Genomic DNA, 5,951 nt, shown 5'->3' on the forward strand with positions numbered 1-5,951 from the left:
CGAGGACGCCGTGGCCGTGCTGGATGCCTTTCACGTCGTCAAGCTCGGAACCCAGGCCGTGGACGAGGTCCGCCGCCGTATCCAGCAGCAAACCATGGGCCGGCGAGGCCGTAAGGGCGATCCGCTGTACGGGATTCAGCGCACCCTGCGGGCCGGAGCCGAGCACCCCACCGACCGTCAGGCCAACCGGGTCACCAACGCCGTTCGTGCCGATCCGGCTCACGAAGAGGTCTACCTTGCCTGGCAGTGCGCCCAGGACCTCAGGGCTGCCTACAGGGCTGCCGACCTCGCCGAGGGCCGCAGGCTCGCTGAGAAGGTCCTGGCCACGTTCCACACCTGCCCGGTTCCGGAGATCGCACGGCTCGGACGGACCTTGCGCCGCTGGAAGGACTCGTTTCTGGCCTACTTCAGCACCGGCCGCTCATCGAACGGCGGGACGGAAGCCATCAATGGGATCATCGAGCTCCATCGCCGCCTGGCCCGCGGTTACCGCAACCGGGACAACTACCGGCTCCGTATGCTCCTGGCGGCCGGCGGGCTCATCCCCTGATCCCCACTCAATGACCGAAGAGCCACTTATCGGTACAACACCGACGGTGTCACCCACGGCATCAAGCCCTTGGCCTATTCCGATCTGGCCAGTGCCCTGCTCGACGTAGTCGACGATCAGAACAGGACTAGCCAGACGATCACCGTCTCAGGTTGAAAGAGATTCACCCAGGGACCCGCGGACACCAAAAGCAAAAGGACGGCCATGCTCCGTGACCAAACCGTCGACCGAGAACCAGCCCCCACCCGGGAACTTCTCCCTGCTTGACAACAGGTGTGAATCTTTACCGAGAAGGTCCTGGCCATCGAGATCACAGCTGGGGACTGTCGCAAGAACGGATGCTCCTATTGGCGTCAAGCGGTTTTGAGGCGTTGTCGGTCGGTCTCGTCGAGCCAGTGCTGACAGCGGTGGACGAGGTCGGGATCGCTGCGGGTGCCCAGCTCCAGGCGCCGTAACTGCTGGTATGGCGCCTCCAGGGTGCGGGCGGCTTCGGTCAGGCGGATGCCCAGTGCCTGGCGTTGTCGGCGCAGCAGTGGCCCCGGCAGTGGCTCGGTGGTCGGGTGGACGAGCACGGCGAAGACCTCGTTGGCGACGTGGCGTTTCAGGCACCGGATGATGTCGCGGTCAGCCAGTCCCTCGGCCCGGCGGCGGAGGAAGTACGCCATGGTGCGAGGCTCGCCGGTGCGCATGCGCAGCAGCACGATCCGGTGCAGGGCGTGGTTGGCCTGACGGTCCCCGCCCCGAGAGAGCCGGTGCCGGTGGGTTCGCCCGGAGGAAGCCGGCACGGGGGCGACCCCGCACAAGGCGGCGAAGGCCGCTGGGGTGCGGATCCGGTGCGGATTGTCCCCGACGGTGGCCAGCAGAGTTGCCGCCACCACGGGCCCGACCCCGTGGGTGGCCAACAGAGCAGGATTGAGCCCAGCCACGATGTGCTCGAGCTGGTGGTCCACCACGGCGATCTCCTCGGCCAGATTCCGGTGGCGGATCGCCAAGCGTTTCAAGGACGCGCGGGCGATCTGTTCGGGGTCGTGGCCTGCACCGGGTCGGGTGCGGGCCAGGACAGCCACCAGCTGGCTCCCGTGGTAGCGGCGGTAGTCGGCTCGCACGGCAGCGGGGGCGGTGATGAGCAGGGCGTGGATCTGGTTGATCACCGCCGTGCGGGCCTTGGCCGCCGAGGTGCGTTCGGTCAGCAGGATCCGTAAGGACTCCACCTGTCCATCGCGGGACTTCGGGACCACCGTGGCTCGGCCGGCGGCCACGGTCAGGGCGGCTTGCTGGGCATCCAGCGGGTCAGACTTGCCCCTCAACCGTCGGTGCTGGCGGTTGGGGCGCATCACCTCGATCACGGTCATTCCCGCAGCTGTCATGACCCGGGCCAGCTCGGCCCCGTAGGAGCCGGTGCCCTCGACACCGACGGCCCGGATGGGCCCGGCGGTGTGCAAGAAGTCCAGGATCTGCCGGTACCCGGCGCTGGTGGCGGGGAACTGCTGGTCGGCCACAGCCCGACCCAGCTCGTCGACCACCGCCACGTGGTGGGTGTCCTTGTGGGTGTCGACTCCCGCGTACCGTCCCGGGGCCGCGTCCTCAGCAGGGTTGGCCGCCGTTGGTGGTGCTGTCATCATCGTCATGACCGGTGATCCTTTCCGCGGTGGAAGAGCAACTGGTCACCGTCGGTCGGGTGGGGCAGACAGCACAAAGGTGAGGCGACTTCCCGGTCAGGCTCTTATCAAGTCATGCTCCGCCTGGCCGCACGGTTCACGGCCCCGGCCGCAGTGGACAGATCCGTTGGAGGACAACCGCTGCGGGCATCGGTGTATGAGCGAGTCACACCACGGCCAGAACCTGTATCCATCATCTATGTGTAAGAGGCGTTTCCATGGTTAGTGGTTCTCCGCCGCCGGCATGCGATCGGCGAAGGTGATGGCGAAAGCGTTCAGTGCCGGCTTCCACCGCATGGCCCATCGTGTCTGCCCGGTGCCCTTGGGGTCCAGCGATCGCACGACCAGGTACAGGGTCTTCATCGCGGACTGCTCGTTGGGGAAATGCCCCCGGGCCCGCACCGCACGCCGGAAGCGGGCATTGAGCGACTCGATGGCGTTGGTAGAGCAGATGACCCGGCGGATCTCCACGTCGTAGTCCAGGAAAGGCACGAACTCGGTCCAGGCCCCGCGCCACAGCCGGATGATCGCCGGGTACCGGGTGCCCCACTTCTCCTCCAGGGCATCCAGTGCCTCGGCGGCAGCACCTGCCGTGGGCGCCTGGTAGATCGGCTTCAGGTCTTTGGCGAGCTCGTCCCAGTACTTCCGAGAGGCGTAGCGGAAGGTGCCGCGGATCAGGTGAATGATGCAGGTCTGCACGATCGCCGCCGGGAACACCGCGTTGACGCTGTCAGGCAGGCCCTTGAGCCCGTCGCAGACTACGAAGAACACATCGCGCACTCCGCGGGACTTCAGGTCGGTCAGGACCGCGTACCAGAACTTTGCGCTCTCCCCGTCGCCATCCCCGGCCCACATGCCCAGGATGTCCTTGTGCCCGCCCAGGTCCACCCCGATCGCGGCGTACACCGGCCGGTTGCGCACCTGCCCGTCCCGGACTTTCACCATGATCGCGTCGATGAAGATCGCCGCGTACACGTCCTCGAGCGGACGAGCCCACCATGCCTGCATCTCCTCGATCACCCGGTCAGTGATCCGGGTGACGGTGTCCTTGGAAACCTCGGCGCCGTAGACCTCGCCCAGGTGGGCGCTGATCTCCCCGGTGGTCAGACCCTTGGCCGACAGCGAGAGCACCACCTGGTCCAGGTCCGACAGGCGTCGCTGGCGTTTCTTGACGATCACCGGCTCGAAGGTGCCTTCCCGGTCCCGAGGCACCTCGATCTGCACGGGGCCGGCGTTGTCGGTGATGACCGTCTTGGTCCGTCTTCCGTTGCGGGAGTTGCCGCGGTTGCGCCCCTCGGGCACCCCTGGCTCGTAGCCGAGGTGTTCATTCATTTCCTCGTCCAGGGCGGCCTCGACGACCTGCTTGGTCAGCAGCTTCAGCAGCCCGTCGGGACCGGTCAGGGCCACCCCGCTGGCCCGTGCCTGACGGACCAACTCCCGGACTGCGTCCTGCTCGACCTGGGACAGCTGTGGTGTCTCCTCCGACTCCTGGCCGGGTTGCGGTGGGCTCACGTCCACCAGTGTCTCGATGTTCTCGCTCATGTCGACCCTCCAGCCCCTGACGGGGTGATTGGGCCTCTTACATCCGTTTATCGGACAGTCCCGACATTTGACCGTGCATCAGCCCCGAGTGCTTTACAAAGGGCCGGATTAGCCCTTCACAGATGAGCATGGGTAGGGGTCTTGCGCCACGGCCGGTGTCCGCCGGCGGCGAGCAGGGCGCGTAGGCGGTAGTTGTCGAAGTTCCGGAAGCCGCGGGCGACCCGGCGCATCGTCTCGATCACCCCGTTCACGGCCTCGGTGGGCCCGTTGGAGGCCCCGGCGGTGTCGAAGTAGGCCAGGATCGCGGCCTTCCACCGGCGCAGGGTCCGCCCGAGCCGGGCGATCTCCGGGATCGGGCAGGACGGGAAGGCGGCAAGGATCTCGGCGACCAGCCGGCGGCCGGTCTCGGGGCGGGCGTGGTAGATCGCGCGCAGCTTCTGATAGCAGTGCCAGGCCAGGGTCACCTCGTGGTGCGGGTCCCCGGCCTCGAGCTTGGTGTTGAGCTGGGTGATCTGTTTGGCGGTGAGGTGCTCGGCGCCGATCTGCAAGGTGCGGCGGATCCCGTAGAGCGGGTCCCCGGCCCGGCCCCGGTGGCCCAAGGTGTCCTGCTGCACCCGACGACGCACCTCGTCCACGACCTGCCCACCGAGTTTCACCACGTGGAAGGCGTCCAGGACGGTGATCGCCTCAGGGAGTTCGTCGCGGATGGCGTTGGCGTAGCCGTGGAACGGGTCCAGCGTCGCCGTGCGGATCCCGCTCGTGAACCCCGGACCCTGCTCGGTGAGCCAGTCGCCGTAGGCCGCCCCCGTGCGCCCCTTGACCAGGTCCAGCAGTCGCGCCCGGGGGCGGCCGTCCTCGCCGCGGGAGTGGTCCACGATCCCGGTGACCAGCCCGGTGCCGGGTGGACCCACGTGGCGCCACACGTGCTCGTCGACACCGAGGGCGTCCACCCCGGCCAGCCGATCCTCCGCGGCCAGCTGGGTCTCGATGACCGGGGCCACGGCGTGCCAGACGGTGTTCCAGGCGACTCCGAGCATGTCCGCCAGGGCGGAGACCGCGATGTCGTGGGAGCGCAGCTGCGTCACCGCCCAGGCGATCGCGCGGGTGGTGAGCTTGGCCCGCGGCGCGGCCAGCTCGTGGACCTCGCTGAACGTCACGACCTCGCAGGCGTCCTCCCGGCACCTGAAGATCCGCTTGCGCCACACCACCCGCACGGGCACCCCAGCGCAGGGCAGATCGTGGAGCACGACCTCCCGGCGGCCGTGGCCGGTGGCGAGCACCCCGCAGGACGGGCACCCCACCAGCGTCGGAAAAGTCTCCACCACCACGGTGAACGAGCGTGGTCCGCGTTCCACGGCCCTGACATGGACGTCGGGCAGGTCGAAGAGCGCGCACGCGGGCGCGCAGATAGCATGAGACACGTCGAGGCCTTCATGGATCGGGTTGCTTGGTCGCTACCCATCCTGGAGGCCTCGACCTCTACCCAGACCTCACAACACACCCCTCGAGACGCCCACGCGCACACCGCTACCCATGCTCATCTGTGAAGGGCCGGATTAGTGGCGAACAAGCAGAACGAGTAGAAACAGGTAAGGATGTCGACGACGGTTCATGCATTCGTCACTGCGTGTCCGAGGGCGATCGATGCTAGCTGTTCGCGGCTGTAGACCTTGATCCGGTCGCGGCCGTGTTCCGCCCCGGAGGTTCGCTCGTACTCGTCCACGCGTAGCCAGCCGTCCCACCCGATCTTCTCCACCGAGGAGTCGAGGAAGAGCGTCTCCAGTGGATCGTCGTCCTCGCGTCCTTCGCGCTGGAGGTGTGTGGCGTCTTCGAGGATCTGCATGACGGTCTCGCTGGAGTCGGATTTGGTGGAGCCGATGAGACCGATGGGACCGCGCTTGATCCATCCGCTGGCATACAGGCCTGGTATCGGCTGTCCGTTGTCGTCGATGACGCGGCCTTTCACGTGTGGGACGGTCCGTTTCGTCGGGTCAAAGGGAACGCCGGGCACGGGGGAGCTGGCGTAGCCGACGGCCCGGTAGACCTGACTGAGCTTGTAATGGCGGAGCTCTCCGGTGCCCTCTACGGTCCCGTTGACCAGGTGGCGGGTGCGTTCCACCGTGATGCCCTCTCCCTGTGCGTCAGGATGGGGTGAGACACCAGCACTGCTGACCTTCGCACTGCACGGGGCGAGAACGGAC

3 protein-coding genes and 2 pseudogenes are annotated in these 5,951 nt (G+C 67.3%); 1 reads left to right on the top strand and 4 read right to left on the bottom strand.

Features of this window, described 5'->3' with window-relative positions; translation table 11 throughout:
• Nucleotides 1-550 (top strand): ISL3 family transposase (locus ABL57_RS04030; RefSeq protein ID WP_047802170.1); only part of this gene is annotated, 550 nt, incomplete at its 5' end.
• 566 nt (nt 551-1,116) lie between these two features.
• On the opposite strand, the pseudogene ABL57_RS04035 reads toward ABL57_RS04030, so the two are convergent.
• From ABL57_RS04035 to ABL57_RS04050, 4 genes and pseudogenes are all read right to left on the bottom strand, one after another.
• Nucleotides 1,117-2,169: pseudogene (locus tag ABL57_RS04035) on the bottom strand (IS110 family transposase); the annotation flags it as partial.
• 261 nt (nt 2,170-2,430) lie between these two features.
• Complete coding sequence (locus tag ABL57_RS04040; protein ID WP_047802171.1) at nt 2,431-3,750, bottom strand: IS256 family transposase; 1,320 nt, start codon at nt 3,748-3,750, stop codon at nt 2,431-2,433.
• Nucleotides 3,751-3,866: 116 nt separating this feature from the next.
• A complete protein-coding gene (locus ABL57_RS04045) occupies nt 3,867-5,171 on the bottom strand; it encodes an ISL3 family transposase (RefSeq protein ID WP_238985969.1) in 1,305 nt (434 codons plus the stop codon).
• Between the two features lie 188 nt (nt 5,172-5,359).
• Nucleotides 5,360-5,951: pseudogene (locus tag ABL57_RS04050) on the bottom strand (hypothetical protein); the annotation flags it as partial.

This window comes from Kocuria sp. SM24M-10 (assembly GCF_001027955.1).
Lineage (GTDB): Bacteria > Actinomycetota > Actinomycetes > Actinomycetales > Micrococcaceae > Kocuria > Kocuria oceani.

Excerpts from the sequence above, each read along its gene's own strand:
- ABL57_RS04040 (WP_047802171.1), bottom strand. The coding sequence starts at position 3,750 with ATGAGCGAGAACATCGAGACACTGGTGGACGTGAGCCCACCGCAACCC.